Below are 328 nucleotides of genomic sequence, written 5' to 3'. Positions count from 1 at the left end.
ATCGGGGATTCTCCGACCCCGACCGCCAGCCGTAGCCCCTCACTGCCCGCCAGTTCGCCGACTACCGGTGGCACTGCGCGCCAGAATGACAGGGCCCTGGTCGGTCGAAGGCGTGCGCGGGTGATGGCCGCAACAGGGCCGTCCCAACGTCGCCGCCCGGACGGGTCGTCCACGGCGAACGGTTCACGCCGCGACCACCGCCCCTTGGTGGCGAGCGGTCTCATGCGCACGGTCAGCTGCTCATCGCTCACCGCCGACCAGCCGTCGATGACCTTCGACGCCGCGCCTGCCGCGGCCGCGGCCTCGTCTTCCCAGACCGTGAGTAGTG

At 71.3% G+C, this 328-nt stretch carries 1 pseudogene; it reads right to left on the bottom strand.

Annotated elements, in window-relative coordinates:
• Positions 1–328, bottom strand: a pseudogene (locus GOOTI_RS09845) (monooxygenase); the annotation flags it as partial.

Source organism: Gordonia otitidis NBRC 100426 (assembly GCF_000248075.1).
In the GTDB taxonomy this organism is placed as follows: domain Bacteria; phylum Actinomycetota; class Actinomycetes; order Mycobacteriales; family Mycobacteriaceae; genus Gordonia; species Gordonia otitidis.
Note: the sequence above shows the minus strand (reverse complement) of the source record. Positions and strands in the feature narration are given on the sequence as shown.